Origin of the sequence: Nocardioides sp. SYSU D00065, from assembly GCF_017916425.1 — a bacterium.
GTDB lineage: Bacteria > Actinomycetota > Actinomycetes > Propionibacteriales > Nocardioidaceae > Nocardioides.
Map to the genome: position 1 here is coordinate 1 of NZ_JAFMSX010000003.1, position 24,309 is coordinate 24,309.

Below are 24,309 nucleotides of genomic sequence, written 5' to 3' on the forward strand. Positions count from 1 at the left end.
GTACAACCACCACCGGCCCCACACCGCAATCGGCGGGTCAGCACCGATCACCCGGTTGACCAACCTCACCGATCAGTACAGCTAGCCGGTGAAACTGGAGCCTCACCCCCGAAACTTCGGCCGGTAACCTCCAGCTTCCCCGGATAGCCGGGGATCGCAACATCGCCCGTACCCTGCTCCGGTGAACGAGCAGCACCCGCAGGGGATCGACCCGGACGACCTCGCGACGACCGTCCGCGTCCTGCAGCAGGTGCACCAGCTGCCCGGCGACCACCCCGACCACATCCGCGTCAAGCGCGCCGCATCGGGCATGTACAAGGCGATCAAGGCCGAGCGCAAGCTGGCCAAGCGGGCCGCCGAGCTGGCGCACGACCAGGCCGTCACCGCGCGGACCGCGACGGGGTCGCCGATGCGCATCGACGACGAGACGGCGGGCCTTCCGCTGGTGTCCACGACCACCGGCGCCTTCGCCGGTGAGCTGCTCAACCCCCGCGGCTGCTACATCTGCAAGCAGGACTTCACCCTCGTCGACGCGTTCTACCACTGGCTGTGCCCCTCGTGCGCGGCCATGAGCCACGCCAAGCGCGACCAGCGCACCGACCTCACCGGCAGGCGCGCGCTGCTCACCGGCGGCCGCGCCAAGATCGGCATGTACATCGCGCTGCGTCTGCTCCGCGACGGCGCGCACACCACCATCACCACCCGCTTCCCCAAGGACGCCGTACGCCGGTTCAGCTCGCTGCCCGACGCGCCCGAGTGGATCGACCGGCTCAAGGTCGTCGGCATCGACCTGCGGGACCCGACCCAGGTGCTGTCGCTGGCCGACGACGTCGCCGCCGCCGGGCCGCTCGACGTGCTGATCAACAACGCGTGCCAGACCGTACGCCGCACGCCGGGCGCCTACGCCCCGCTGGTCGAGGGCGAGTCCCTCCCGCTCCCCGCCGGGGTGGCGCTGCCCGAGGTGGTCACCTTCGACCACGTCTCCGAGGCGCACCCCGCCGCGATCGCGGGCGCGCTGCGCGACACCGCGGTCGCGCACCACGAGGGCGAGTCGGTCGAGCACGCGCGCGCCGTGCACAACGCTGCCACCCTCACCGCGCTCGCGCTCAAGGCCGGACACGCGTCCCTCGACGCCCACCTGGCCGGGACGGCCGTCGACGCCGGCGGCCTGCTGCCCGACCTGCAGACCACCAACTCGTGGACCCAGACCGTCGGCGAGGTCGACCCGCTGGAGCTGCTCGAGGTGCAGCTGTGCAACTCGATCGCCCCGTTCCTGCTCGTCTCCCGGCTGCGCCCGGCGCTCGCGGCCGCGGCTGCGGGCGCGGCGTCCGGGCGGGCGTACGTCGTCAACGTGTCGGCGATGGAGGGCCAGTTCTCGCGCCGCTACAAGGGCGCGGGGCACCCGCACACCAACATGGCCAAGGCCGCGCTCAACATGCTCACCCGGACGTCGTCGGGCGAGATGTTCGAGACCGACCGGATCCTGATGACCGCGGTCGACACCGGCTGGATCACCGACGAGCGACCGCACCAGGACAAGCTGCGCATCGCCGCCGAGGGCTGGCACGCCCCGCTCGACCTGGTCGACGGAGCGGCGCGCGTCTACGACCCGATCGTGCAGGGCGAGGCCGGCACGGACCTGTTCGGCTGCTTCGTGAAGGACTACCAGCCCTCACCCTGGTGAGCGGCCTGCTGGAAACGCGCCCGCCAGGCTCACCGGTCCCTAGACTCCGGCGCGTGCGCATCCTGACCCTCGCGGCCGTCCTCGCCGCATCCATGCTCGTCCCGTCCACGGCTGCAGCGGCCGCGCCCGCTCCGAAGGACTGGCGCGCCGCTGCCTGCACCGACGGGGGGACGGTGGAGGACGCCCCGTCCGGCCCCTCGACCCGCGTGGCACGCAGCCTCGTCCCGGTCGACGGCCTGCCCGGCGTGCGGGTCGGGGTCGACCGGCTCGACTTCACCGGCGTCACCTGCGAGGTCCTCTACGTCCGCGGGGCGCTGCCGCGCGGCGCCTCGGTGAAGGTGGTCCGCAACAGCTCGTGCCGGGGGTTCGACTACGCGCTCGACGGCGTCCCCCAGGAGGAGGGGCGTTCCTGCTCGTCCACCGCCGGTCCGCTCCGCCTCTACTCGGGCGGCTGGTACGACGTGCCGAACAACGTCGAGGTGCTGGGCGTCGAGGCGTTCCGGGGCCACGAGACGGAGGTCATCGGCGCCGAGCCCGGCCTGCCGCCCGAGCTGGTCGGTGCGACGGTGTCGACCGTCCACACGGGATCGTGGTGGAGCGTGACCCTCTCCGGAACCTCGCTGGCCCGCCGCGAGTTCGTGCGATCGCGGGCCACGGACCGAGCCGCCCGAGCGGCGTACACGAGGCAGGTCGCCCGTGCCGCGCGGGTCTACGAGCAGCGGGTGGCGGAGATCGAGGAGAGCGGGCGCTCGCAGGCCTGGAAGGAGTGGCAGACCGACCGGGCCGCCACCGTCAGGAACGAGTCGGTGGCGCTGGCGCGCAAGAAGCGCCGTCTGGCACTGGAGGGCGTCCGCCTGGTCACCCGCGAGCTCGAGGGCACCTACTCCGGCACGCTCCCGCCCGTCGCGTGATGCGCTCACGGCGCGCGTCGCGACCCCCAGCCCTCACCCTGGTGAGCGGCCCTCGTCCGCGTCGTCCGCGGCGATGCCGACCCGCCACGTGACGCCGTAGCGGTCGACCACCGTGCCGACCTCGTCACCGTGCGCGGTGACCTCGAGCGGGCGCGTGACGGCACCCCCGTGAGCGAGCCCGGCGAACCACGCCCGCACCTGCTCGGCGTCGCGGTGGCTGGCCGACAGGCTCAGCGAGACGCGGCCGCCGACGGCGGGTCCCTGCTGGCCGGGGCACTCCTCGGCGCCGAGCAGCGTGAGGCCCGCCGGGGTCTCCAACCGCGCGTCACCGTGAGACGTGCGGACCAGCTCGCCGCCCAGCACCGACCGGTAGAACTCCATCGCCTCGCCGGCGCGGCCGTCGCGGAAGGTGAGGTACGGGGCGAGCCGGCTCGCGACCGTGGTCGTGCCACCGGTGGCGGCCTCGGTCCCGTCCGGCCCGAGCCGCGGGCGCGGCAGCACGCCCGGCGTCGAGGGGCGCGGATCGGGCGTCGGCTCCGCGGCCCTTCCGGTGGGGATCACCGCACCCGGCAGGATCGCCGGCGGCCGACCGGGCGAGCTCTGGCCCCGTCGAGCGCGGCGGCGCGGCTCCTCGCGATGTCGTCCATGGCGTCCCCTCCCCGAGTACGTCGTGCTCCCACGAGCGACGCAACCATGTTGGTACAGGATGCAACCACACCCGCGGGGCGGTGTCGTGCCGGCGAGCGCCTCAGCGTCCGAGGTTCAGCAGCACCGTCAGCAGCACCGACAGGACCACGGAGACGAGGATCATCATCAGGCAGCCGATGCCGCCACCGAGCGGGCGGACGCGGACGGGGCTCACCGCTCGCCCACGTTGCCTCCGGCGCCCTCGCCGGTCGACCACGCCTGGCCGGGCAGGTCCTCGCGGTTCTCGTGGCCGGTGCGCTGGGTGTAGTGCTCGGCGTGCAGGCCGCGGGCCTGCTCGTCCCAGGAGCCCTCGTCGTAGTCCGGGGCCTGCTTCACCTGGTCCTTGCTCACGTTGACGATGATCCGGCGTCCGTCGTGGTCCATCCCGACGACGGTGCCGGCCGGGATCACCCGCTTCTTGCCGAAGATCCAGAAGCCGGTGTCGACGACGAGCCACGCCCCGTCGGTGTCGGCGGTGGCGCGGTCGACGGTGCCGAGCGACCCGTCCTCGCCCTCGACGTCGTAGCCCACCAGGTCGCGGTCCTGCGCCCACTCGCTGTCGCGGTAGCTCCAGACGGTGTCGCTCATGGTCTCCTCCAGGGTCGGCGGTGCATGACCCTGCGAGGCAACCACGCGCCGCGGCTCGTCGCCACCCGCGTCGGGGTGGTGCCGGCGCGCGCCCGCCTCGACTGGAGCTCAGCTGGAGCTCGGCTGGCGCTCAGCCGGAGCCTCAGTCCGTGCCGCTGTGGCCTCGGAGCAGGTCGCCGAACGGCGTCACCTCGGCCTCGACCTCGGTGCCCGAGCTGCGCCGCGGGCGTGCCGCCAGGTCGGGGGCGAAGCCGCCGACGCCGTAGCCGCCCTGGCTCAGCACCGCCGCCGCGAGCTCGGCCGCCGCGCGGGTGATCCGGTCGGACAGGCCGTGGCTGCCGAAGTCCTCGGTCGCCGCGAACACCCCGGTGGGTACGACGACCGCGCGGAGGTAGGCGAACAGCGGCCGCATGGCGTGGTCGAGGACCAGCTGGTGGCGCGCGGTCCCGGCGGTCGCGGCGACCAGCACCGGCGTACCGGTGAGCGAGTCGGGGTCGAGGGCGTCGAAGAACATCTTGAACAGCCCGCTGTAGCCGCCGTTGAAGACCGGCGTGACCGCGATGAGGCCGTCGGCGGAGGCGATCTGCTCGCGCAGCGCGGTCAGCCGCGGGGTGGGGATGCCGCCGGTGACCATGAACGTCGTCAGCTCGCCGGCGACCTCGCGCACCTCGACGAAGTCGATCTCGACCGCCTCGCCCCGCGCGGTGACCTGTGCCGAAGTCGCCTCCGCGACCTGGTCGGCCAGCAGCCGGGTCGAGGACGGGACGGTCAGCCCGGCCGTGACGACCACGATGCGCCGGGTCATGCGTTCGACCCGGCGGCCTGGGCGGCCTGGGCGGCCTCGACACGGGCTCGGGCCGGCTCGACGAGGTGGTGCGGCGCCTCGGGCCCGGCCGCCACGAGGGAGGCGTGGGTGGGCGGGTCGCTGGGCACGTGGGCGGGACGACGCCGCTCGAACTCCGCCCGGAGCACCGGCACGACCTCGGTGCCGAGCATCTCCACCTGCTCCAGCACCAGCGACGTCGGCAGTCCCGCGTGGTCGACGAGGAACATCTGCCGCTGGTAGTCGCCGACGTAGTCGGCGAAGCCGAGGGTGCGCTCGATGACCTGCTCGGTCGTGCCGACGGTGAGCGGCGTCATCGTGCTGAAATCCTCCAGGGAGGGGCCGTGGCCGTAGACCGGGGCGTTGTCGAAGTAAGGCCGGAACACGCGCTTGGCCTCGGCCTCCGTGCCGGCCATGAACACCTGCCCGCCGAGGCCGACGATCGCCTGGTCGGCGGCGCCGTGCCCGTAGTGCTCGAAGCGCCGGCGGTAGAGCCGCACCATCTGCTCGGTGTGCTCCTTGTTCCAGAAGATGTGGTTGTGGAAGAAGCCGTCGCCGTAGTAGGCCGCCTGCTCGGCGATCTCGGTGCTGCGGATGGAGCCGTGCCACACGAAGGGCGGCGTGCCGTCCAGCGGCGCCGGGGTGGAGGTGTAGCCCTGGAGCGGCGTGCGGAACTGGCCCTGCCAGTTGACGACCGGCTCGCGCCACAGCTTGCGCAGCAGGTGGTAGTTCTCCACGGCGAGCTTGATGCCGTCGCGGATGTCCTTGCCGAACCACGGATAGACCGGGCCGGTGTTGCCGCGGCCCATCATCAGGTCGACGCGCCCGCCCGAGAGGTGCTGCAGGAAGGCGTAGTCTTCGGCGATCTTCACCGGGTCGTTGGTGGTGATCAGCGTCGTGGACGTGGAGAGCAGCAGCTTCTCCGTCCTGGCGGCGATGTAGCCGAGGTGGGTCGTCGGCGAGGACACGACGAACGGCGGGTTGTGGTGCTCGCCGGTCGCGAAGACGTCGAGCCCGACCTCCTCGGCCTTGAGCGCCAGCTGGGTCATCGAGGCGATCCGCTCGGCCTCGGACGGGGTGGTCCCGTCGGTCGGGTCCGTGGTGACGTCGCCGACGCTGAAGATGCCGAACTGCATGGTGTCCTCCGACTTGGTTGAAGTTTGTATCACCTCCAACGGGGCTGCCCCGCCCAGTATTCCGTGGAATCGCCGCGAGGCGTACGGCGTTGGGCCGGCATCCGGGCGCACGCTCGGGGTACCCCCCGAAGGCGACCGGCGCGAGAGGAGCGACGATGACCGACTTCACCCCGTTCGAGGACCTCCTGCGCGGGCACGCGGGCCTGCTCGAGGACACGACGCACGACCGCTGGGTGCGCGCGCAGGCCCTGTTCGAGGAGCGCGCCTACCGCGAGGCCGCCGTGCTCCTGACCGAGCTGCTCGACGACCCCGGCGAGGTCCGGCACGAGCTCACCGACGTACGCCTGCTGCTCGCGCGCTCGCTGTTCCACTCCGCGCAGCTCGACGGCACCATCCGGGTCGCCACCGAGCTGCTCGAGCACGACCCCAACGAGCCCTACGCCCACCTGCTCCTGGGCCGCGCGCTCCAGCGCCAGGGCCGGCGCGAGGAGGCGCAGCCGCACCTGCGACTGGCCGAGCTGCTCGGCGGCTACCGCAGCTGACGCCCCGCGACGACCGGGTGTACGACGTCCGCTGGCACGCCACCGACACCGGCGCTCGCCGGGCACTCGAGCTGCACGCCGCCGCCCACCTGCGCGCTGCCGCCGGGCTCGTCACCAGCGGGCGCCTGTGCCCGCGGTGCGGGTCGTCGAGGCACGGGCGCCCGTGGCTTCGCGTCGGCGGCACCCGCCACCACGTGTCGCTGTCCCGGTCCGGCCCCCACCTCCTGACCGCGATCGCCGACCGCCCGGTCGGCGTGGACGTCGAGTCGGTGGCCGCGGTCGCGTCGCGCTGGGACCCGGGCCTGGTGCTGGCCGGCGGCGAGGTGGCCACGGACGACGTCGCTCGGGCGCGCGCCTGGGCGCGCAAGGAGGCGGTGCTCAAGGCACGCGGAACCGGCCTGGCGACACCGATGGGCGCCGTCCTGCTCGCCGAGGAGCGGTGGGCCGACCTCGACGCGCCCGAGGGCTACGTGGCGGCCGTCAGCTGGGGAGGTCGGGGAGCGGGAGCTCCCTGAGCCACGCGTCGAGCAGCGCGCCCTGCGGCGACCCCGTGACGTCCTCGACGAGGGCCTCGAAGTCGGCCGTCGTCACGCTGCCGCCGGTGTTGTCGGCCACCCAGGTGCGGAGCACCGAGAAGAAGGCGTCGTCGCCCACGGTCGTGCGCAGCGCGTGCAGCGTCAGCGCGCCCCGCTTGTAGACGCGGTCGTCGAACATCAGCTCCGGGCCGGGGTCCGCGAGCAGGAGGTCCTGGTCGAGGTCCGCCAGCAGCTCGTGGTGGTGGCGCGCGCACTCGTGCGCCGACCGGCGCCCGGACTGCTCGGACCACAGCCACTCGGCGTAGCAGGCGAAGCCCTCGTGCAGCCAGATGTCCTTCCACTCCGTGAGCGTGACCGCGTTGCCGAACCACTGGTGGGCGAGCTCGTGCGCGACCAGCCGCACGGCGTCCCAGTCCTCGGAGGCGAAGTTGCGCCCGAAGGTCGACAGCGACTGCGACTCCAGCGGGATCTCGAGGTCGTCGTCGGTCACCACGCACGTGTACGTGTCGAACGGGTAGTCGCCGAAGCGCTCCTCGAAGAAGTCCATCATCGCCGGCTGCTGCCCGAACGAGGCGTCGTACGCCGGCCCGGACAGGTCGCCGGGGGCGACGACGACGACGCGGTCGGACAGCTCGCGGGAGACGTAGCGCCCGATCTGGCAGGTCGCGAGGTAGGTCGCCATGGGCGTGGTCATCTCGTAGGTCCACTCCACGGTCGACCCGCGTCGGGTGCGGCCGGTCAGCTCGCCGGACATCGCGACGTGGTAGTCCTGCGGTGCCGCGACCGTGACCGCGTAGGTCGCCTTGTCGGCGGGGCGGTCGTTGCAGGGGAACCACGTCGGGGCGCCGTGGGGCTGCGCGGCGACGATCACCCCGTCGGCTAGCTCCTCCCACCCGGCGGTGCCGAGGTGGCGCGCGCGCACGGGCTGCGGGTTGCCGGAGTAGCCGACGCGGACCTCGAACTCCTCGCCCCGGCTCGCCGAGACCGGCACCTCGAGCCGGTTGCGGCGGTGGTGGTGGCGGACCTGACGGCCCCGCACCCACACCTTGGCGACCCGCAGGCCGGCCAGGTCGAGGGTGATCGACTCGAGGTCGGCGTGGGCGACGCAGGTGAGGCGGGCGTCGCCGTCGAGCCGGTTGCCGACCACCTTGTAGGCCAGCCCGAGGGAGTAGTGGCGCACCCCGAACGAGGTGTCGCCGTGGTCGGGCACGTAGGGGTCGGTCATCGCCGAAGCAGCGTATCCGCTGGTCACCTCACGCCTCCCACGGGCCGATGGGGTTGCCGATCCAGCGGGTGCGCGAGGGCACCGCCTCGCCGCGCATCACCAGCGACACCGGACCGACGGTGGTGTGCCGGCCGATGCTCGCGGCGGGCAGGATCACGCTGTTGGGACCGAGCGTCGCGCCGGCGCGCAGCACGACCTCGTCCATGCTCAGCACCCGGTCGTGGAAGAGGTGGGTCTGCACCACGCAGCCGCGGTTGACCGTGGCCCCGTCGTCGAGCCGGACCAGGTCGGTCTCCGGGAGCCAGTAGCTGTCGACCCACACGCCGCGGCCGATCCGCGCGCCGAGGCTGCGCAACCACACGTTGAGGGCGACCGTGCCCTGCGCCGGCCCGGCGAACCACGGTGCCGCCACCACCTCGGTGAAGGCGTCGGCCAGCTCGTTGCGCCACACGAAGGACGACCACAGGGGGTGCTCGCCGACGCGGTGCCGGCCCACCAGCACCCACTTGGCCAGGGTGGAGATGCCGGCCGCCGCGATCCCGGCCAGCAGGAGGACCGGGCCGGCCGTCAGCACCGCGACCCCCAGGCTCTGCTGCATCAGCCATCCGATTCCCAGCGCCACGCCCGCGACCAGGTGGGCCAGCACGAGCATGGGCACGACCCGCACCAGCTCCACCGCGCCGCGGGCCACCCGCAGCCGCGTCGGTGGGTCGTAGGTCCGCGAGCCGTCGCCCGCCGCGGCGGAGCGGCGCAGCCTGGTCGGCGGGCTGCCGACCCAGGACGACCGTGCCTTCGCCTCCCGCCGCGCCGGGGCGGCGGACAGCACCGCGACCAGCGACTCCTTGGGGACCTTGCGGCCCGGAGCCGCCATGCCGGAGTTGCCGACGAAGGCGCGCTTGCCGATCTTGACGTGGGCCACGCGCATCCAACCGCCCCCGAGCTCGTAGCAGCCCACCAGCGTGTCGTCAGCCAGGAACGCGTGGTCCCCGATCGTGGTGAAACGCGGGATCAGCAGGACCGTGGAGGCCTCCACGCCCTCGCCGACCCGCGCGCCGAGGAGGCGCAGCCAGGTCGGCGTGAGCGCGCTGGAGTAGAGCGGGAACAGCCAGGTGCGGGCCTCGTCCAGCACGCGGAGGGTGCCCCAGATGCGAACCCCGGTGCCGGAGCGCACCGGGACGTGGCCGTCGCTCATCCCCGCGCCGAGCACCCGCACCAGCCCGAGCACCAGCAGCGCCAGGACGGCGTACGTCACCAGGGTGGCCAGGGGCAGCCAGGGCCAGCCGGCGCGGACGGCGTCGCCGAGCGAGTCGGCACCGCGCACCGCGGGCAGCAGCACGAGGCCGCCGCACGCCAGCGCGACGGCGGGCAGCGTCGCGATGAGCCAGGCGAGCGCGCCGTAGGCACCCAGCCAGACGCCGTCCCCGGACGAGGACGCCTCGCCCTGCCACGGCCCGCGAGCCCGGTCCGCCTGGCGCTCCGCCGGAGCCCCCGACCAGTACTCCCCGGCGGGCACGACGCCGTCGACGTACGACCCCGGCGCCACCTCGGCGTCCTTGCCCACGACCGCGCCCGGCGCGAGGGTGCACCGCGCCCCGACGCGGGCGCGCGCCCCCACGGTGATCGGCCCCACGTGGAGCGCGTCGCCGTCGATCCAGTGCCCGGCCAGGTCCACCTCGGGCTCGATCGCCGCGCCCTTGCCGACGGTGAGCATCCCGGTCACGCTCGGCAGCGTGTGCAGGTCCACGCCCCGGCCGACCCGGTTGCCCAGGAGCCGGGCGTACGCCGGGAACCACGGGGCGCCCGCGAGCGCGCGGGCGGCGAGCTCGTCCTGGATCCGCTCGGCCAGCCAGATGCGCAGGTGCACCTTGCCGCCGCGTGGGTGCTCGCCCGCCGTCACGCCGCGCAGCACGAGACGGGCCAGCAGCGCGGCGAGCGTCATCCGTCCCGGCGGGACGAGGAAGAACCATCCCAGGACGATCAGCGCCCAGAGCGGGTACGTCGGGAGCCAGGCCAGGTCGAGGGCGCCGTGGGCCACGGTGCTGGCGATCATCAACCAGGTCAGCCACCGCATCCCGGCCAGCGCGCGCAGTGGCCAGAAGGCCAGCAGCTGGCCGGCCTGGGTCTTGCGGCGCAGCGGCACGACGTGGCGGTCGGTCTGGGTGGACCCGGTCGAGAGCCTGGGCAGCGCCGCGGCGAGGGCGCCGATCGTGGGGTTCTCGTAGACGTCGCCGACCACGACCTCCGGGTGGCGCTCGCGGATCCGGCTCACCACCTGGGCGGCGGTGAGCGACCCGCCGCCGAAGGCGAAGAAGTCGTCGCGGGGACTGGTGGCCTCCGCCCCGAGGACGTCGGACCAGATCCCGGCCAGCCATGCCTCGGTCTCGTCGAGGCCTCCCTCGCGCGCCGCTCCGGCGCCCGGAAGGGGCCAGGGCAGTGCGTCGCGGTCCACCTTGCCGCTCGTGCGCGTCGGCATCTCCTCCACCACAGCCAGCCGCGGCACGAGGGCGGCGGGCAGGCGCTCGCGCAGCAGGTCGGCCGCGGCGGCGGCGTCGTACGACGCGTCGACGGTGAGGTAGCCGACGAGGAGCTTGTTGCCCGACCTGGTGGACCGGACGGCGGCGGCGGCGGAGACCACGCCCGGAAGCCGGAGCAGCTGGTCGTCGAGCTCGCCGAGCTCGATGCGGCGCCCGCCGATCTTGACCTGGTCGTCGGCGCGGCCGGCGAAGACCAGGCCCAGCGGGTCGTTGCGCACCACGTCGCCGGAGCGGTAGGCGCGGTCCCAGCCCAGCGCCGGCATGGGGGCGTAGGCGGCGGCGTCCTTCTCGGGATCGAGGTAGCGGGCCAGGCCGACGCCGCCGATGATCAGCTCGCCCGACTCGCCCTCGGCGACCGGCTCACCGGCGGCGTCGACGACCGCGAGGTCCCACCCGTCGAGGGGCAGTCCGATCCGGACCGGCTCGCCGCCGTCGAGCAGCGCGGCGCACGCCACCACCGTCGCCTCGGTGGGGCCGTAGGTGTTCCACACCTCACGGCCCGGCGCCTGGAGCCGGGCGGCCAGCTCGGGCGGGCACGCCTCGCCGCCCATGATCAGCAGCCGCACCCGCGCCAGGGACTCCGCCGGCCACAGCGAGACCAGGGTGGGCACGGTGGAGACGACGGTGACGCCGTTGGCGACCAGCCACGGGCCGACGTCGACCCCGGAGCGGACCAGCGAGCGGGGTGCGGGGACCAGGCAGGCGCCGTAGGCCCAGGCCAGCCACATCTCCTCGCAGCTGGCGTCGAAGGCCACGCTGAGGCCCGCCATCACGCGGTCGCCGGGTCCGATCGGCGCGTCCTGGAGGAAGAGCGCGGCCTCGGCGTCGACGAAGGCGGCGGCGTTGCGGTGGGTGACGGCGACGCCCTTGGGGGTGCCTGTCGAGCCGGAGGTGAAGATCACCCACGCGTCGTCGGACGGCACCGGGTCGCGCCGGGGCCGCGGGGGCTGGACCCGGGTGACGCTGACCGCCAGGTCGTTGCCGACGATCGCCGCGGCGCGCGACTCCGCGACGACGACCCGCGCCCGCTCGTCCGGGTCGTCGGCGTCGAGGGGGACGTACGCCGCTCCGGCGCACAGCACGCCGAGGATCGCGACGTAGAGGTCGGTCGTCCCGGACCGCACCCGCACCGCCACCTTGTCCCCGGGGCCGACGCCCGCCTGGGCCAGCTCGTCGGCGAGTGTGTCGGCCGCCTCGAGGAGCTCGGCGTACGTCAGCACGGCGACGCCGCTGTCGACCGCCGGCTCGTCGGCGTAGTAGGCCGCCGTGGCGCGCAGGATGTCGACGAGCGTCCGCGGTGCCGGTGCCCGGTCACCGGCGAGGAGCGAGGGCAGGAGAGGGTGCGGCACGCCGCGCATTGTGGGGGGTGCCGGCGACCAGCAGGTGAACGCGTGTCGGGACCCGGACGCCCCGACGAAGCCTCGGTGAACACTCGCTCGCCGGGCCCGCCGCACCGCGACAGCCAGGGCACGGCGGCCCATGCTGGGTCCGTGACCAGCTACGGCGACCACACCGGCCCGCTCGCCATCGCGCACCGCGGCGGCATGGGACTCGCACCCGAGAACACGCTGGCCGCCTTCGGGCGGGCCACCTCACTGGGCCTGACCCACCTCGAGACCGACGTGCACACCACCCACGACGGGCACGTCGTGTGCTTCCACGACGCCACCCTGCGTCGCGTCACCGGGCACCCGGGACGCGTCGCGGACCTCGACCTCGCCGACATCCGCCGCCTGCGGGTGGGGGGCACCGACCAGGTGCCGACCCTCACCGAGGCGATGGCGACCTTCCCGCAGGCACGGTTCGCGATCGACCTCAAGGACGAGGCGTCCATCGGTGCGATGGCCCGCCTGCTGCGCGCCCACCCGGGCTGGGCGGAGCGGATCTGCGTCGCCGGCGCCCGCAGCCGCTGGCTCAGCCGCCTGCAGGACCAGGCGCCGGGCGTCACCACGGCGCTCGGCTGGCGCGCCCTGACGGCCCTCATCGCCTGCTCGCGCGGCGGCGTCCGTCCCCTCGGGGTGGCGGGCGGCGCGTTCGCCCACGTGCCGCTGCGCCTGGGGCGGCTGCCGGTCCACTCCGAGCGGGTCGTCGCGCGCGCCCACGAGATGGGGATCCGGGTCGTCGTGTGGACCGTCGACGACGCCGCCACCATGCGCTCGCTGCTCGACGCCGGCGTCGACGGCATCATCACCGACCGCCCCGACGTGCTGCGCGAGGTGCTGATCAGCCGCGGCCAGTGGACGCGGGCGGACCTACGACCGGCGCCGCCGGTCGCGCCCGCGGGGCTGGCGCTGCAGGACGGGTGAGGCTCAGGCCCGGTCCAGCACCTCGGCGCGGACCCCGTGGGAGACCGCCCACAGGACCGCCTGGCTGCGACTCTGCACACCGGTCTTGCGATAGGCGCTGCGGATGTAGGACTTCACCGAGTTGAGCGAGATCTGCATCTCCTCGGCGATCTCGTTGTTGCTCTTGCCGGTCGCGATGTGGGCCACCGTCTCGCGCTCGCGGACGGTGAGCAGGTCGACCTCGCTCGAGGTCCTCAGGCCGCTGCGGGCCGGGACCGGCTGGCGCGGTGCCACGACGAACTCGCCCATCTCGATGGCTCGCAGCGCCCGGCCGAGCTGCGCGGCGCTCAGGCTCTTGCTGAGGTAGCCGGCCACGCCCGTGCCGACCACCTCGTGGACGAGGGCCGGCTGGTGGTTCCAGGTGAAGACGGCGACGTGCCTGATGTAGGGGTCGGCGACGGCCCGCTGCAGGTTGGTGTCCGCGCGCGCGCCGAAGGTCTCGACGAGGGCGACGTCGATGGGGGCGTGAGCGCGGTCCTTCACGCTGCCGAGCTCGAAGCCCCCGAGGGTCCTGAGCATGCTTTCGAGTCCACGGCGGACGAGCTCGTCGCCGCCCAGCAGGGCAACACGGATGGTCATGGGGGTCCTCACACGTCGTACGACAGAGGCGTACGTGCGTACGCCCCTCGACGACCCCCAGATCGCCACCACCGACTGTAGGCGACGTCGCCCGCTCCGGTCGCCTGCCGGAGCCCCGCTTCCGCGTGCACCGGGCGGTTTTCCCACCCCGACAGGTGGGCCCTGGATTGTCCGCAATACCCCGGGGGGGTATGGTCGACGACATGAGCGAGCACCACGGGCACCTGCAGGGCAACGACGACGCCGTCCAGGCCCACCTCAAGCGGCTGCGCCGCATCGAGGGGCAGGTGCGCGGCATCCAGCGCATGGTGGAGCAGGAGGCCTACTGCATCGACGTCCTGACCCAGGTCTCCGCAGCCACCAAGGCTCTGCAGGCCCTCGCTCTCTCGCTCCTCGACGACCACATGGCCCACTGCCTGGTGGACGCGGCCCGCCAAGGCGGTGCCGAGCAGGAGCAGAAGATCAAGGAGGCCTCGGAGGCCATCGCGCGCCTCGTGAGGTCCTGAACCACCCACATGCCCGAGTCCCCCACCCGAACCCCGAGGAGCACCCCATGAGCCAGACCCAGTCGTTCACCGTGACCGGCATGACCTGCGGCCACTGCGCCACCTCCGTCAGCGAGGAGATCTCCGAGATCGCCGGCGTCGAGTCCGTCGACGTCGTCGTGGAGACCGGAGCCGTCACCGTCACCAGCACCGCACCCCTCGACGCCTCGGCCGTGCGTGCCGCCGTCGAGGAGGCGGGCTACGCCCTCGCCGACGCCTGATCCCTGACCCAGGAGCCACCATGAGCACCCCTGTCCGCGTCGCCGCGTTCGTCACGGCCCTCGCCACCGCCTTCGCGCTGGCCTGGGGCGGCGGCCGGCTGGTCGGGCCACTCGACGCCGAGCCGGTCGCGCACGAGGGATCGGGCACGCACGATCCTGGCGAGTACGATCCTGCCGGTCACGGCTCGGCAGGCCACGGCTCCGGCGTCGCGGACGCCACCGGGCTGACCGCCCGGGTGGACGGCTTCACCCTGGCGCTCGCCGACCGCACGCTGCCGGCCGGGCGCACGCGGCTGGACTTCCAGGTGCTCACCTCGAGCGGGCGGCCCCTGCTCGACCACACGCGCCAGCACGAGAAGGACCTGCACCTGATCGTCGTACGGCGCGACCTCACCGGCTTCCAGCACGTGCACCCGCGTCTCGACGAAGCGACCGGCACCTGGTCGACCGAGGTGCGCCTGTCGCCCGGCGTGTGGCGGGTCGTCGCCGACCTCGCGCCGGCGGGCTGGGAGGGCATCACCCTCGCCGACGACCTGGCCGTGCCCGGCGACTTCGAGCCCGCGCCGCTCCCCGCCGACGACCGCTCGGCGAGCATCGCGACGCCCGAGGGCACCTACACCGTCACGCTCGGCGGCGACACCGCCCCGGGCGCGGAGACGGTGCTGACCACGCGGATCGAGCTCGACGGCCGACCCGTCACCGACCTCGAGCCCTACCTCGGCGCGTTCGGACACCTCGTCGCGATCCGCGCCGGCGACCTCGGCTACCTGCACGTCCATCCCGAGGAGGGCCGGCCGGGGCCGGGCATCGACTTCGCGACGGCGTTCCCCACACCCGGGACGTACCGCCTGTTCCTGGACTTCGCGCACCGGGGCGCCGTCCACACCGCCGCCTTCACCGTCGAGTCCGGCGGCGTCCCCAGCGTCCCCCGCAGCAACGACGACAGCGGCACCAGCCACGAGCACGAAGGAGGCACGGACCATGCCCACTGAGTCCACGACAGGTCCCCTCACCGACGTCGAGCTCGCAATCACCGGCATGACGTGCGCGTCGTGCGCCAACCGCATCGAGCGCAAGCTCAACAAGCTCGACGGGGTCAGCGCCTCGGTCAACTACGCGACCGAGAAGGCGAAGGTCACCTATCCGGCGACGCTGTCCCCCGACGAGCTGCTCCGCACCGTCGAGGCCGCCGGCTACGCCGCCACCCTGCCGACGACGGCCGAGGCGGACGGGGCCGACCGGGCCGACGGGGTCCCCGAGCACGACCCGCTGCTCCAGCGGCTGCTCGTCAGCGCCGCGCTGAGCGTCCCCGTCGTGGCGATGGCGATGGTGCCCGCCTGGCAGTTCACCTACTGGCAGTGGGCCTCGCTGGCCCTGGCCGCACCGGTCGTGGTGTGGGGAGCGCTGCCCTTCCACCGAGCCGCGTGGACCAACCTGCGCCACGGTGCCACCACGATGGACACCCTCGTCTCGGTCGGCGTGCTGGCCGCCTTCGGCTGGTCGCTGTGGGCGCTCTTCCTCGGCACGGCCGGCGAGCCCGGGATGACCCACCCCTTCCGCATCCCCATCGACCGCACCGACGGCGCCGGCAACCTCTACCTCGAGGCCGCCGCCGGCGTGACCACCTTCCTCCTCGCCGGCCGCTGGCTCGAGCACCGTTCCAAGCGTCGTGCGGGGGCTGCGCTGCGCGCCCTGCTCGAGCTCGGCGCACGTGACGTCGCGGTGCTGCGCGACGGCGTCGAGACCCGGATCCCGGTCGACCAGCTGCTCGTCGGCGACACCTTCGTCGTACGCCCCGGGGAGAAGGTCGCGACCGACGGCGAGGTCGTGGAGGGCACGTCGGCGGTCGACGCCTCGATGCTCACCGGCGAGTCCGTGCCGGTCGAGGTCCGGCCGGGGGACCCCGTCGTCGGAGCCACCGTCAACGCCGGCGGCCGGCTCGTCGTGCGGGCCACCCGGGTCGGTGCCGACACCCAGCTGGCCCAGATGGCCCGGCTCGTCGAGGACGCGCAGAACGGCAAGGCCGAGGTGCAGCGCCTCGCCGACCGCGTCTCCGGGATCTTCGTCCCGGTCGTGATCGGCCTGGCCGTGGCGACGCTCGGCTTCTGGCTGGGCGCCGGCGCCGGCACCACGGCGGCCTTCACGGCAGCCGTCGCGGTGCTGATCATCGCCTGCCCCTGCGCGCTGGGGCTGGCCACGCCGACCGCCCTCATGGTCGGCACCGGCCGCGGTGCCCAGCTCGGCATCCTCATCAAGGGCCCGGAGGTGCTCGAGTCCACCCGCCGCGTCGACACCGTGGTGCTCGACAAGACCGGCACCGTCACGACCGGCGAGATGACCGTGCACGACGTGGTGGCCGCACCCGGCGAGTCCGCCGACGACGTACGCCGCCTCGCCGCCGCGCTCGAGTCGGCGTCCGAGCACCCCATCGGCCGGGCGATCGCCGCCGTGCCCGGTTCGCTGCCCGCGGTGGAGGACTTCGCCAACCGCGAGGGCCTAGGCGTGCAGGGCGTCGTCGACGGGCACGCCGTCGTCGTCGGCCGGCCCAGCCTGCTCGCCGAGTGGGCCCAGCATCTGCCACCCGAGCTGTCCGGCGCGGTCGCTGCGGCCCAGGGCGCCGGTCGCACGGCGGTGGCCGTGGGGTGGGACGGCCGGGCGCGTGGCGTGATCGTCGTGGGCGACACGGTGAAGCCCACCTCCGCCGAGGCCGTCGCCCGCCTGCGCGGCCTCGGACTGACGCCGGTCCTGCTGACCGGCGACAACGCGGCCGCCGCCCGCCACGTCGCCGACCAGGTCGGCATCGACACCGTCGTCGCCGACGTGCTGCCCTCCGACAAGGTGGCCGAGGTGCAGCGGCTCCAGGCCGCCGGCAAGGTCGTCGCGATGGTCGGCGACGGGGTCAACGACGCGGCCGCGCTCGCCCGCGCCGACCTCGGCCTGGCGATGGGCACCGGCACCGACGTGGCGATCGAGGCCAGCGACCTCACGCTCGTGCGGGGCGACCTCCTCGTGGCCGTCGACGCGATCCGGCTCTCCCGGCGGACCCTGGGGACGATCAAGGGGAACCTGTTCTGGGCCTTCGCCTACAACGTCGCCGCCCTTCCGCTCGCCGCCGCCGGGCTGCTCAACCCGATGCTCGCCGGCGCGGCGATGGCGTTCTCGAGCGTGTTCGTGGTGACCAACAGCCTCCGGCTGCGGGGCTTCCGGTCCTCGCTCGCCTGAGCCGCGGCGCGGCCTGCGAGAATCGCCCGTCGTGGACGGACCCCTGCCCCTCGCGCTGCTCGTCGGCTCGCTGCTGTTCGCCGCCGTCGTGCTGGTCTACGTCGTGCTGGACCGCACGCCCGACTGGGGCCTGCTCGGCCTCGCCGCCCTGCTCGAGGCGGCGACGCTGGTGCTGCTCGTGGTCGCGGCGGTCCAGGTCGGCGACGTGGACCTGTCCGGCGGCGCGGTCGTCACCCTCTTCGGCTACCTCGTGGCGGGCCTGGTGCTGCTGCCGCTCGGCTTCGTGTGGTCCCTGGCCGAGCGCAGCCGCGGCGCGACCGCGGTGCTGCTCGTGGCGGGGCTGGCGCAGGCCTTCGTCGTCGTACGCGTCATGCAGGTGTGGCCGTCGTGAGCGCGCGCACGTCGGGGCGCACCTCGACCAGCACCGGCCTCGGCCGCGTCCTGGTCGCCGTCTACGGCGTGTTCGCCCTCGCCGCGACCGCGCGCTCGCTCGTGCAGCTGCTGACGAAGGCCGGCGAGGCGCCCCTGGCCTACTCGCTCTCCGCCGTCGCCGGACTGGTCTACGTCGCCGCCACGCTGGGGTTGGCGGAGGTGGGTCCGTCCCCGCGCCGGACGGCGTGGGCGGCGGTGGCCTTCGAGCTCGCCGGCGTGCTCACGGTCGGCACCCTGACCGTGCTCGACCCCGAGCTGTTCCCCGACCAGACCGTGTGGTCGGCGTACGGTGCCGGCTACGGCTGGCTGCCCCTCGTGCTGCCGTTCGCCGGGATCGCCTGGCTGGTGCACACCAGGACGCACTCGCCCCGGACGTAGGCCCCGGACGCGGCCACCCGCCGCGTCGTGTCCCTACGTCGTGGGCGGCAGGTGCTTCTTCATCAGGCGCCGCACCCGCTTCTGCTTGCGGTCGGGGATCATCGAGCGCATCTCCTCGAGCTTGCCGAAGCAGAGCAGCCGGTCCTCGCCCTCCAGCACCGTCTTGTTGCGCGGGTTGGGGATCACCTGCGTCCCGCGGTGCAGCGTCAGGACGGTGATGTCGCGCTCGTCGAGCCCGGACTCCCCGAGCCGCTTGCCCACCATGTCGGAGCCGGTGTGGACGACGATCTCGGCGACGCCGTAGCCCGTCGACACGGTGAGCCGCTGGCGCACGTCGATGTCGGGGAAGGCGACCTGGTTGGCCATGTAGTCGACGATGGCGCCGGCCACGTCGAGCTTGGTGGCGGTCTCGATGCCCTCGAGCCCGGGCGAGGAGTTGACCTCCATCACCTGCGGACCCCTGCGGCCCTCCAGCATGTCGACGCCCGCCACGCGCAGCCCCATGATCTGCGCCGAGCGCACCGCCACCCGCTCGAACTCCTCGTCGAGCTCGACCGACTCGACGCTCCCGCCGCGGTGCACGTTGGAGCGGAACTCGTCGCCCTGCGCGACGCGGCGCATCGCCGCGACGACCCGGTCGCCGACGACCAGGGCGCGGATGTCGCGGCCCTTGCTCTCCTTGACGAAGCGCTGGATCAGCACGTTCTGCCGCGTGCTCTGCAGCGTCTCGATGATCGCCTCGGCCACCTTGATCGTCGGGGCCAGGATCACCCCGATGCCCTGGGTGCCCTCCAGCAGCTTGATGACGACCGGCGCACCACCGACCCGCTCGATCGCCGGGATCACGTCCGCGCGGTCGCGCACGAAGGTCGTGGCCGGCATCGGGATCTTGTGCCGCGAGAGGATCTGGGTGGCGCGCAGCTTGTCGCGGCTGTTGGCGATGCCGTAGCTGGTGTTGGGCGTGTAGACGTCCATCTGCTCGAACTGGCGCACGACGGCGGTGCCGAAGTAGGTGATCGAGTTGCCGATGCGCGGCAGCACGGCGTCGTACGTCGAGAGCTGCTTGCCGCGGAACAGCAGGTCGGGCTCGTCTCCCGAGAGGTCGATGCCGAAGCGCAGGGTGTTGAGCACCTTGACGTCGTGGCCGCGGTCCAGCGCGGCGGTCCGCAGCCGCTGCGTGCTGTACGAGCGCGGCGCACGGGAGAGGATGGCGAGCTTCACGGGCGACATACAAGCACGCCCGCCGAGGCACCGGACCACCTGACAAGATGGGCCCGTGTCCTCCGCCGAGCCGCCCGACCCGGAGCAGGTCGTCGTCGGCTGGCGCGAGTGGGTGGCGCTCCCGCAGGCCGGCGTGCCGTGGGTCAAGGCGAAGATCGACACCGGCGCCCGGACCTCCTCGATCCACGCCTTCGGCCTCGAGGCCTTCGCGCGCGACGGCGAGGAGTGGGTGCGCTTCCTCCTCCACCCCTGGCAGCGCTCCGACGAGGACTCCGTCGAGCTCCGGCTGCCGGTGCTCGACCGGCGCGAGGTGCGCAGCAGCAACGGCCAGGCCGAGCAGCGCTACGCCGTCGCGATGGACGTCACCCTCGCCGGCCGCACCATCACGACCGTGATGACGCTCAGCAACCGCGACGAGATGGGGTTCCGGATGCTCATCGGGCGCGAGGCGCTCGAGCGCGGGTTCCTCGTGGACGCCGCGCGGTCCTACGCCGGCGGCCGGCCCCGGCGCGCGGTGCGCCGCAAGAACTGGGGCAGGTAGTGGCCCGGGAGTCCTTCGCGATCGGCGGCGTGCGGATCCGCGCCGGGTCGGCTCGGGCGCTGGAGCTGCCCATTACCCGGCTGGTGACGGGCGCCGACGTGACCCTGCCGGTGCGCGTGGTGCACGGTCGCGAGGACGGACCGAGCGCCTGGATCAACGCCGCCATCCACGGCGACGAGGTCGCCGGGGTGGAGGTGGTGCGCCAGGTGATGGCCGACCTCGACCCCAAGACGTTCCGCGGCACGCTGGTGGCGGTGCCGATCGTCAACGTCCTCGGCTTCATGACCGGCGACCGCTACCTCCCCGACCGTCGCGACCTCAACCGCTCGTTCCCGGGCTCCGCGCGCGGCTCGCTCGCCAGCCGGATCGCCCACCTCTTCATGCGCGAGATCGTGGCCGGCTGCGAGGTCGGCATCGACCTGCACACCGGCTCGGACCGGCGCAGCAACCTGCCGCAGGTCCGCGCCGACCTCGACGACCCGCGCACCCGCGAGCTCGCCGCCGCGTTCGGCGCGCCCGTGATGCTGCACGCCCGGATCCGCGACGGCTCGCTGCGCCACGCCGCGCGCGAGCAGGGCGCCAAGGTGCTGCTCTACGAGGCGGGCGAGCCGCTGCGCTTCGACGCCTACGCGGTGGACGCCGGCGTGGTCGGCGTACGCCGGGTGCTGGCCGCGCTGGGCATGACCGAGGCGGTCGACGAGCCGGCCGCCGAGCCGAGCCGGGAGTGCCGGGCCAGCGGCTGGGTGCGCGCGCGGCGCACGGGCATCCTGCACCTCGACGTCGCCCTCGGCCAGGAGGTCAGCGACGGCGAGCGGCTCGGCACGCTCTTCGACTCCTTCGGCAAGACCCTCCGCGCGGTCTACGCCGACCGCGACGGCATCGTCATCGGCCGGACAGAGGCACCGCTGGTGAACTCCGGTGACGCGGTCGTGCACATCGCCAGCTGAGCGCGCGCGGCCGTCTGGTTGGCTTGCGGCATGTCCTTCGACGTGGCGGCGTTCCGCGCCGGATTCCCCTCCCTCGCCTCGGGGATCGCCCACTTCGACGGCCCGGGCGGGACGCAGACCCCCCAGGTGGTCGGTGACGCGATCGCCCGGACCCTCACCGGGCCGCTCTCGCAGCGCGGCTCAGCGCTGGTCAGCCAGCGCAACGCCGAGGACGCGGTGGCCGGCTTCCGGTCCGCCATGGCCGATCTCGTCGGCGGGAAGCCCGGCGGGGTGGTCCACGGCCGCAGCGCCACCGCGCTGACGTACGACTTCTCCCGCACGCTGGCGAAGGAGTGGTCGGCGGGCGACGAGGTCGTGGTGTCCGAGCTCGACCACGACGCCAACGTGCGTCCGTGGATCCAGGCGGCGCAGCGCGCCGGCGTGACCGTGCGGTTGCTGCGCCTGGACCCGGCGTCCGCGGAGCTCGACCTGTCCGACCTCGACGAGGTGGTCAACGAGCGCACCCGGCTGGTCGCGCTCACGGCGGCCTCCAACCTGCTCGGCACCCGCCCGCCGGTCGCGACCGTGGCCCGCCGCGCCCACGAGGTCGGGGCGCTGGTCTTCGTCGACGCCGTGCACCACGCCGCGCACGGCGCACCCGACCTGGTCGCGATGGGCGCGGACCTCCTGGTGTGCTCGCCCTACAAGTTCTTCGGCCCCCACTGCGGCGCGCTGGTCGCCGATCCCGGGCTGCTCGAGACGCTGCGCCCCGACAAGCTGGTGCCGTCGAGTGACGCGGTGCCGGAGCGCTTCGAGCTCGGGACGCTGCCCTACGAGGTGCTGGCCGGGGTCACCGCCGCGGTCGACGTGATCGCCTCGCTGGCTCCCGCGCCGGGCTCGCGCCGCGACCGGCTGGTCGCGGCCGCGGCGGTGGTGGCCGAGCACGAGCACCGGCTGCGCCGCCGGGTCGAGGACGGCCTGGCCGCCCTGGGCGACCGCCTGACCGTGCACTCGCGGGCGGCCGAGCGCACCTCGACGCTGTTCCTCACCTTGCGCGACCGCTCGCCCGTGGACGCCTCGGCGTTCCTGGCGGCGCGCGACGTGCTGGTCCCGGCCGGCACGTTCTACGCACACGAGACGTTCCGTGCGCTGGGGCTGCCGGTCGACAGCGGGCTGCGGATCGGGCTGGCGGCGTACAACGACGACGCCGAGGTCGACCGGCTGCTCGAGGGGCTGGCCGACTTCCTCGCGGCGCCGGCCGCCTGATCGGGCGCTTCGCCCGGCGCAGCGCGTCACCCGGTCCCGGAGCGACGCAGCCCCCCGTCGCGCCCGCGGGTGCGGGGCGACGGGGGGCTGCTCGGGACGGAAGCGCCGGTGGCCGGTCCTCAGCGACGGACGCGGGCGTCGACCTTGGTCTCGCGGAACGCCGTGATGCGGTCGCCGGTCAGGGGCGCGTAGCCGCTCGCCTCGGAGTTCCAGGCCAGCCCGAACCACACCTCGGGGGTGGACAGCAGCGTCTCGCCCGCCTGGGCGATCGCCTGCGCGGTGAAGCCGTTGTACTCGCCGAGGCCGAGAGGCTTGTCGGGGTGCCCCACCGAGTCCATCCACCGCGCCAGCAGCGGGATGGCGCGGGCGGGCAGCAACGCACCGGGGTCGGCGGCGGTGCCGGACTGGTAGGAGTCGACGGCGACGAAGTCCCACTTGCGCAGCAGGTCGGCGTCCGTGTATGACGCGAGGTCGGCGACGCGACGGTCGAGGAGCCAGCCGTTGAGGATCGGGCCGACGGCGATGTCCGGGGCGTCGACCACGTCGACGAAGCGGTGGCTCGCGGCCCGGAAGACGGCCGGATCCATGTCGCCGTGCGGCTCGTGCCAGAACGTCGCGGTGACGGGGGCGTCGAGGGCCACGAGCTGCTCGCGCAGGGTCGCCAGCCAGGAGTCGTACGCGCCGTTTGCCATGGCTGCCGGGTCGGCGACCTTGTAGGAGATGACCGGCATCATGCCGTCGGCGATCGCCCGGCGGATGAGCGGCAGCTGGCTCGAGCCGGAGGCGGTCAGCTCGGCGAAGACGCGGCGCGCCGTGACGCCTTCGGCACCGACCTCACGGAGCCGGGCGTCCCACAGGGAGTCGGGGGCGCTCATCCCGATGACCTTGGGGGCGACCGGAGCGGCGGGCGGGAACGCCTCGCTGCCCGGCGCGGGCGTCGGGACCGGGGGGGTCGGGACGGGCGTGGTCGGGACGGGGGTCGTCGGGACGGGCGTCGTGGGGACCGGCGTCGGGACCGGCGTGGTGTCCGGCGCGTCGGCGACCGTCACGGACAGCACCGGCCGGGTCGCGGCGCGCGCCTCGCGCGATCCGAAGGTGAGCGTCTTCCGCGCGGAGGTCTCCACGCGCAGGGCGAGGGTGCGACCGGGGGTGATGCGCTGGGCATCGAGGGCGACGACCTCGGCGGTGCCGGCGCGCAGCGCGTCGGACGTGCCGAGCAGCGTCCGCTCGGTGGGCATGGAGCGCCACGTCAGGGCGTCCTCGTCCCACCCGGTTCCGGAGCGGTGGACGGTGATCCCGCGCGGCGACGCGGTCAGCGGGTGCAGGCGCAGCTCGACGGCGTCGAGGCGCTCGCCGGAGGCGAGCGCGGGCACGGTGAACTCGAGGAACGCGTGCTTGCGGCGACCGGCGGTGCCGTCGACCTCCAGCACGCGGCTGTCGCCGAAGTTGGCGCTCGCGGAGCGCGCGTCGACGTGGGAGTCCGCGACGGGGGCGAGGTCGCTCGCCGCGGCTCCCGCCGGGGTCAGCGCGAGGCCGGTGGCGCCGATCGCCAGGGCCAGGACGGGGGTGAGCTTCTTCATGCGGGTGGATCTCCAGGGGGGTCGGGGCTTCAGCACGCAGTGCTCCTCGGCGGCTGCCGGCCGTCCCAGCGCAAGCGCGGCGGCATGCCGCACCGACTCCGGGGCATGCGTGCGCGGCCGCCGGAGGTGCGCGTGCCGGCGCGCGCTGGACGCGCGCGGCACCGCTGGACGTTCTGTGCAGCGCGCTGGATGCGGCGCTGCCGGGGACGAGCGTCAGGTCCCGTCGAGGAGTGGTGCCCGGTCCGCGCACGGTGACGAGGACCGGTTTCTTTACTTTGTCGACATTAGACAAACCTGTCGACGACTGCACATCGACCGACGCTTTTCAGCAGTGAGTCGCCTCACGGCTGCACGGACCGCTGCCCTGGATGCGGGGGTCCGCCGCCC

Annotated in this window: 23 protein-coding genes and 1 pseudogene; 14 read left to right on the top strand and 10 right to left on the bottom strand. The window is 73.9% G+C overall.

The genetic code is table 11. The features are described from left to right. Positions 1-181 precede the first annotated feature (181 nt). Positions 182-1,684, top strand: a complete 1,503-nt coding sequence (locus J3P41_RS13495; RefSeq protein ID WP_210650899.1) for an SDR family NAD(P)-dependent oxidoreductase — start codon at positions 182-184, stop codon at positions 1,682-1,684. 53 nt (positions 1,685-1,737) lie between these two features. Continuing rightward, entirely contained in the window at positions 1,738-2,595 is an 858-nt protein-coding gene (locus J3P41_RS13500; RefSeq protein WP_210650900.1) for a hypothetical protein, read from the top strand. Between the two features lie 33 nt (positions 2,596-2,628). Here J3P41_RS13500 and J3P41_RS13505 read toward each other — a convergent pair whose 3' ends face one another. From J3P41_RS13505 to J3P41_RS13520, 4 genes are all read right to left on the bottom strand, one after another. Next, on the bottom strand, positions 2,629-3,156 hold the full coding sequence (locus J3P41_RS13505) for a glyoxalase/bleomycin resistance/extradiol dioxygenase family protein (RefSeq protein WP_210650901.1): 528 nt from the start codon (positions 3,154-3,156) through the stop codon (positions 2,629-2,631). A 297-nt stretch (positions 3,157-3,453) separates the two neighbouring features. Then, positions 3,454-3,870 carry a PRC-barrel domain-containing protein gene (locus tag J3P41_RS13510; RefSeq protein ID WP_210650902.1) on the bottom strand — a complete coding sequence of 139 codons (417 nt, stop codon included), beginning with the start codon at positions 3,868-3,870 and terminating at the stop codon, positions 3,454-3,456. A gap of 142 nt (positions 3,871-4,012) precedes the next feature. After that, positions 4,013-4,675, bottom strand: a complete 663-nt coding sequence (locus J3P41_RS13515; RefSeq protein WP_210650903.1) for an FMN reductase — start codon at positions 4,673-4,675, stop codon at positions 4,013-4,015. Further along, complete coding sequence (locus J3P41_RS13520) at positions 4,672-5,829, bottom strand: CE1758 family FMN-dependent luciferase-like monooxygenase (protein WP_210650904.1); 1,158 nt, start codon at positions 5,827-5,829, stop codon at positions 4,672-4,674. The genes J3P41_RS13515 and J3P41_RS13520 overlap by 4 nt, the downstream gene beginning before the upstream one ends. Positions 5,830-5,984: 155 nt before the next feature. Here J3P41_RS13520 and J3P41_RS13525 point away from each other — a divergent pair, with 155 nt between their 5' ends. Next, the gene (locus J3P41_RS13525; protein WP_210650905.1) at positions 5,985-6,371 is read left to right on the top strand and encodes a tetratricopeptide repeat protein; all 387 of its coding nucleotides are present in this window, start codon (positions 5,985-5,987) and stop codon (positions 6,369-6,371) included. Between the two features lie 17 nt (positions 6,372-6,388). After that, entirely contained in the window at positions 6,389-6,886 is a 498-nt protein-coding gene (locus J3P41_RS19325) for a 4'-phosphopantetheinyl transferase superfamily protein (protein ID WP_210650906.1), read from the top strand. Here J3P41_RS19325 and J3P41_RS13535 read toward each other — a convergent pair. Next, positions 6,852-8,132, bottom strand: coding sequence for a M1 family metallopeptidase (locus tag J3P41_RS13535; RefSeq protein ID WP_210650907.1), 1,281 nt, complete (start codon positions 8,130-8,132; stop codon positions 6,852-6,854). The genes J3P41_RS19325 and J3P41_RS13535 overlap by 35 nt on opposite strands. Positions 8,133-8,160: 28 nt before the next feature. Further along, positions 8,161-12,015, bottom strand: coding sequence for a Pls/PosA family non-ribosomal peptide synthetase (locus J3P41_RS13540; RefSeq protein ID WP_307861986.1), 3,855 nt, complete (start codon positions 12,013-12,015; stop codon positions 8,161-8,163). Between the two features lie 141 nt (positions 12,016-12,156). Between J3P41_RS13540 and J3P41_RS13545 the strand changes: the two genes are divergently transcribed. Beyond that, the gene (locus J3P41_RS13545) at positions 12,157-12,972 is read left to right on the top strand and encodes a glycerophosphodiester phosphodiesterase family protein (RefSeq protein WP_210650909.1); all 816 of its coding nucleotides are present in this window, start codon (positions 12,157-12,159) and stop codon (positions 12,970-12,972) included. 3 nt (positions 12,973-12,975) lie between these two features. On the opposite strand, the gene J3P41_RS13550 is transcribed toward J3P41_RS13545, so the two are convergent. Further along, positions 12,976-13,590 carry a response regulator transcription factor gene (locus J3P41_RS13550; protein WP_210650910.1) on the bottom strand — a complete coding sequence of 205 codons (615 nt, stop codon included), beginning with the start codon at positions 13,588-13,590 and terminating at the stop codon, positions 12,976-12,978. 203 nt (positions 13,591-13,793) lie between these two features. Here J3P41_RS13550 and J3P41_RS13555 point away from each other — a divergent pair, with 203 nt between their 5' ends. The 6 genes from J3P41_RS13555 to J3P41_RS13580 are packed head-to-tail and all read left to right on the top strand — an operon-like array spanning position 13,794 to position 18,388. Continuing rightward, the gene (locus J3P41_RS13555) at positions 13,794-14,096 is read left to right on the top strand and encodes a metal-sensitive transcriptional regulator (protein WP_210650911.1); all 303 of its coding nucleotides are present in this window, start codon (positions 13,794-13,796) and stop codon (positions 14,094-14,096) included. Positions 14,097-14,143: 47 nt separating this feature from the next. After that, positions 14,144-14,356: a heavy-metal-associated domain-containing protein gene (locus J3P41_RS13560; RefSeq protein WP_210650912.1), complete on the top strand. Its 213-nt coding sequence runs from the start codon at positions 14,144-14,146 to the stop codon at positions 14,354-14,356. Between the two features lie 20 nt (positions 14,357-14,376). Further along, complete coding sequence (locus J3P41_RS13565) at positions 14,377-15,348, top strand: hypothetical protein (protein ID WP_210650913.1); 972 nt, start codon at positions 14,377-14,379, stop codon at positions 15,346-15,348. Continuing rightward, the gene (locus J3P41_RS13570; RefSeq protein ID WP_210650914.1) at positions 15,338-17,578 is read left to right on the top strand and encodes a cation-translocating P-type ATPase; all 2,241 of its coding nucleotides are present in this window, start codon (positions 15,338-15,340) and stop codon (positions 17,576-17,578) included. Before J3P41_RS13565 ends, J3P41_RS13570 begins: the two co-directional genes overlap by 11 nt. Before the next feature lie 31 nt (positions 17,579-17,609). Continuing rightward, entirely contained in the window at positions 17,610-17,969 is a 360-nt protein-coding gene (locus tag J3P41_RS13575) for a hypothetical protein (RefSeq protein WP_210650915.1), read from the top strand. Continuing rightward, entirely contained in the window at positions 17,966-18,388 is a 423-nt protein-coding gene (locus tag J3P41_RS13580; protein ID WP_210650916.1) for a hypothetical protein, read from the top strand. Before J3P41_RS13575 ends, J3P41_RS13580 begins: the two co-directional genes overlap by 4 nt. 33 nt (positions 18,389-18,421) lie before the next feature. On the opposite strand, the gene J3P41_RS19420 is transcribed toward J3P41_RS13580, so the two are convergent. Then, positions 18,422-18,754, bottom strand: coding sequence for a cation:proton antiporter regulatory subunit (locus J3P41_RS19420; protein ID WP_374192890.1), 333 nt, complete (start codon positions 18,752-18,754; stop codon positions 18,422-18,424). After that, a pseudogene (locus tag J3P41_RS13585) lies at positions 18,752-19,609 on the bottom strand (RimK family alpha-L-glutamate ligase); the annotation flags it as partial. The pseudogene J3P41_RS13585 and the gene J3P41_RS19420, both read right to left, overlap by 3 nt. Before the next feature lie 55 nt (positions 19,610-19,664). On the opposite strand from J3P41_RS13585, the gene J3P41_RS13590 reads away from it, so the two are divergent. From J3P41_RS13590 to J3P41_RS13600, 3 genes are read left to right on the top strand one after another with little or no spacing between them, the layout of a single operon-like run. Beyond that, a complete protein-coding gene (locus J3P41_RS13590) occupies positions 19,665-20,150 on the top strand; it encodes an ATP-dependent zinc protease (RefSeq protein WP_210650918.1) in 486 nt (161 codons plus the stop codon). After that, a complete protein-coding gene (locus tag J3P41_RS13595) occupies positions 20,150-21,097 on the top strand; it encodes a succinylglutamate desuccinylase/aspartoacylase family protein (RefSeq protein ID WP_210650919.1) in 948 nt (315 codons plus the stop codon). The genes J3P41_RS13590 and J3P41_RS13595 overlap by 1 nt, the downstream gene beginning before the upstream one ends. Positions 21,098-21,127: 30 nt before the next feature. Further along, complete coding sequence (locus tag J3P41_RS13600) at positions 21,128-22,342, top strand: cysteine desulfurase-like protein (protein WP_210650920.1); 1,215 nt, start codon at positions 21,128-21,130, stop codon at positions 22,340-22,342. A gap of 119 nt (positions 22,343-22,461) precedes the next feature. Here J3P41_RS13600 and J3P41_RS13605 read toward each other — a convergent pair whose 3' ends face one another. Next, positions 22,462-23,922 carry a DNRLRE domain-containing protein gene (locus tag J3P41_RS13605; RefSeq protein ID WP_210650921.1) on the bottom strand — a complete coding sequence of 487 codons (1,461 nt, stop codon included), beginning with the start codon at positions 23,920-23,922 and terminating at the stop codon, positions 22,462-22,464. Positions 23,923-24,309: the final 387 nt, after the last annotated feature.

Coding starts and splice junctions, on each gene's coding strand:
- J3P41_RS13510 (WP_210650902.1), bottom strand. CDS start 3,870: ATGAGCGACACCGTCTGGAGCTACCGCGACAGCGAGTGGGCGCAGGAC.
- J3P41_RS13515 (WP_210650903.1), bottom strand. CDS start 4,675: ATGACCCGGCGCATCGTGGTCGTCACGGCCGGGCTGACCGTCCCGTCC.
- J3P41_RS13520 (WP_210650904.1), bottom strand. CDS start 5,829: ATGCAGTTCGGCATCTTCAGCGTCGGCGACGTCACCACGGACCCGACC.
- J3P41_RS13525 (WP_210650905.1), top strand. CDS start 5,985: ATGACCGACTTCACCCCGTTCGAGGACCTCCTGCGCGGGCACGCGGGC.
- J3P41_RS13535 (WP_210650907.1), bottom strand. CDS start 8,132: ATGACCGACCCCTACGTGCCCGACCACGGCGACACCTCGTTCGGGGTG.
- J3P41_RS13550 (WP_210650910.1), bottom strand. CDS start 13,590: ATGACCATCCGTGTTGCCCTGCTGGGCGGCGACGAGCTCGTCCGCCGT.
- J3P41_RS13555 (WP_210650911.1), top strand. CDS start 13,794: ATGAGCGAGCACCACGGGCACCTGCAGGGCAACGACGACGCCGTCCAG.
- J3P41_RS13560 (WP_210650912.1), top strand. CDS start 14,144: ATGAGCCAGACCCAGTCGTTCACCGTGACCGGCATGACCTGCGGCCAC.
- J3P41_RS13565 (WP_210650913.1), top strand. CDS start 14,377: ATGAGCACCCCTGTCCGCGTCGCCGCGTTCGTCACGGCCCTCGCCACC.
- J3P41_RS13570 (WP_210650914.1), top strand. CDS start 15,338: ATGCCCACTGAGTCCACGACAGGTCCCCTCACCGACGTCGAGCTCGCA.
- J3P41_RS19420 (WP_374192890.1), bottom strand. CDS start 18,754: ATGGCCAACCAGGTCGCCTTCCCCGACATCGACGTGCGCCAGCGGCTC.
- J3P41_RS13600 (WP_210650920.1), top strand. CDS start 21,128: ATGTCCTTCGACGTGGCGGCGTTCCGCGCCGGATTCCCCTCCCTCGCC.
- J3P41_RS13605 (WP_210650921.1), bottom strand. CDS start 23,922: ATGAAGAAGCTCACCCCCGTCCTGGCCCTGGCGATCGGCGCCACCGGC.